This is a genomic window from Pseudomonas sp. TWI923 (assembly GCF_039673365.1).
GTDB classification, from domain to species: Bacteria; Pseudomonadota; Gammaproteobacteria; order Pseudomonadales; family Pseudomonadaceae; genus Aquipseudomonas; species Aquipseudomonas sichuanensis.
Map to the genome: position 1 here is coordinate 1 of NZ_JBDJLM010000158.1, position 2,537 is coordinate 2,537.

Below are 2,537 nucleotides of genomic sequence, written 5' to 3' on the forward strand. Positions count from 1 at the left end.
TTGTTAATAAATTTTCGATTTCGGGGTTTAACCCGCTCCCACAGGGGCCAATTTTGTCCTTGGCGATCCAAATGAATCCGACCACCACCGTCGGATTTGGTCAAAATTTGTGCTATAATCCGCGCCCGCGATTTCCCTGCACACCAGAACCGGTCACTGACATGCAAGCAGCCAAACCACTCTACGACTATCCCAAGTACTGGGCCGAATGCTTCGGGCCAGCGCCGTTCCTGCCGATGAGCAGGGAGGAGATGGATCAGCTCGGCTGGGATTCCTGCGACATCATCATCGTGACCGGTGACGCCTACGTCGACCATGCGTCGTTCGGCATGGCCATCATCGGCCGCCTGCTCGAGGCCCAGGGCTTCCGGGTGGGCATCATTGCCCAGCCGAACTGGCAGTCCAAAGACGACTTCATGAAGCTCGGCGAGCCGAACCTGTTCTTCGGCGTCGCGGCCGGCAACATGGACTCGATGATCAACCGCTACACCGCGGACAAGAAGATCCGCTCCGACGACGCCTACACCCCTGGCGGCTTGGCCGGCAAGCGCCCGGACCGCGCCAGCCTGGTGTACAGCCAGCGCTGCAAGGAAGCCTACAAGCACGTGCCTATCGTGCTCGGCGGCATCGAGGCCTCGCTGCGCCGCATCGCCCACTACGACTACTGGCAGGACAAAGTCCGCCACTCGATCCTGGTGGACGCCAGCGCCGACATCCTGCTGTACGGCAACGCCGAGCGGGCCATCGTCGAGGTTGCCCAGCGCCTGTCCCAGGGCGAGCCCATCGAGCAGATCACCGACGTGCGCGGCACGGCGTTCATTCGCCGCGACACGCCCCAGGGCTGGTACGAGATCGACTCCACCCGCATCGACCGTCCGGGCCGGGTCGACAAGATCATCAACCCCTACGTCAACACCCAGGACACTCAGGCCTGCGCCATCGAGCAGGCCAAGGGCGAGCAGGACGACCCGAACGAAGCCAAGGTGGTGCAGATCCTCGACAGCCCGCAGATTACCCGGGAAAAGTCGGTGATCCGCCTGCCATCGTTCGAAAAGGTGCGCAACGACCCGGTGCTCTACGCCCACGCCAACCGCGTGCTGCACCTGGAGACCAACCCCGGCAACGCCCGCGCCCTGGTGCAGAAGCACGGCGAGGTGGATGTGTGGTTCAACCCGCCACCCATCCCCATGACCACCGAAGAAATGGACTACGTGTTCGGCATGCCCTACGCGCGTGTTCCGCACCCGGCCTATGGCAAGGAACGCATCCCGGCCTACGAGATGATCCGTTTCTCGGTCAACATCATGCGTGGCTGTTTCGGTGGCTGCACCTTCTGCTCGATCACCGAGCACGAAGGCCGGATCATCCAGAACCGCTCGCACGAGTCGATCCTGCACGAAATCGAAGAGATGCGTGACAAGGTGCCAGGCTTCACCGGCGTGGTCTCCGACCTTGGCGGCCCGACCGCCAACATGTACCGCATCGCCTGCAAGAGCCACGAGATCGAGAAGCACTGCCGCAAGCCGTCGTGCGTGTTCCCCGGCATCTGCGAGAACCTCAACACCGACCACAGCTCGCTGATCGAGCTGTACCGCAAGGCCCGCGCCTTGCCGGGGGTGAAGAAGATCCTGATTGCCTCGGGCCTGCGCTACGACCTGGCGGTGGAATCGCCGGAGTACGTGCGCGAGCTGGTGACCCACCACGTCGGTGGCTACCTGAAGATTGCCCCGGAGCACACCGAGCGTGGCCCGCTGGACAAGATGATGAAGCCGGGTATCGGCACCTACGACCGCTTCAAGCGCATGTTCGAGAAGTTCTCGAAAGAGGCGGGCAAGGAGCAGTACCTGATCCCGTACTTCATCGCCGCGCATCCGGGCACCACCGACGAAGACATGATGAACCTAGCCCTCTGGCTCAAGGGCAACGGCTTCCGCGCCGACCAGGTGCAGGCGTTCTACCCGTCGCCCATGGCCTCGGCCACGGCCATGTACCACTCGGGCAAGAACCCGCTGCGCAAGGTCACCTACAAGAGCGAAGGGGTGGAGATCGTCAAGAGCGAGGAGCAGCGCCGCCTGCACAAGGCATTCCTGCGCTACCACGACCCGAAGGGCTGGCCGATGCTGCGTGAAGCGCTGGAGCGCATGGGCCGCGCCGACCTGATCGGCCCGGGCAAGCACCAGCTGATCCCGCTGCACCAGCCGCAGACCGACAGCTACCAGAGCGCCCGGCGCAAGAACTCCACGCCGGCCGGCAGCCACAAGGTGGGCAAGGAGCAGAAGATCCTCACCCAGCACACCGGCCTGCCGCCGCGTGCCAGCGATGGCAGCAAGCCGTGGGACAAGCGCGAGAAGGCCAAGGCCGAAGCGTTCGCCCGCAACCAGCAGGCGGCCAAGGAGCGCAAAGAGGCGGCCAAGGGTGGCGGCAAGGGCAAGAAGCCGCGTCAGCCAGTCATCCCGCGTTAATTGGTCCATTTTGGGGCTGCTGCACAGTCCTTTCGCGACACAAGGCCGCTCCTACAGGAGATCGCATTCGCCTGT

Annotated in this window: 1 protein-coding gene; it reads left to right on the forward strand. The window is 63.7% G+C overall.

The window, feature by feature from the left end; all coding sequences use genetic code 11:
• Window positions 1-161: 161 nt before the first annotated feature.
• Window positions 162-2,462: a YgiQ family radical SAM protein gene (locus ABE459_RS25825; protein WP_125465748.1), complete on the forward strand. Its 2,301-nt coding sequence runs from the start codon at window positions 162-164 to the stop codon at window positions 2,460-2,462.
• Window positions 2,463-2,537 lie beyond the last annotated feature (75 nt).

What these genes read in the sequence shown, in the direction of transcription:
- ABE459_RS25825 (WP_125465748.1), top strand. Translation starts at nt 162, where the DNA reads ATGCAAGCAGCCAAACCACTCTACGACTATCCCAAGTACTGGGCCGAA.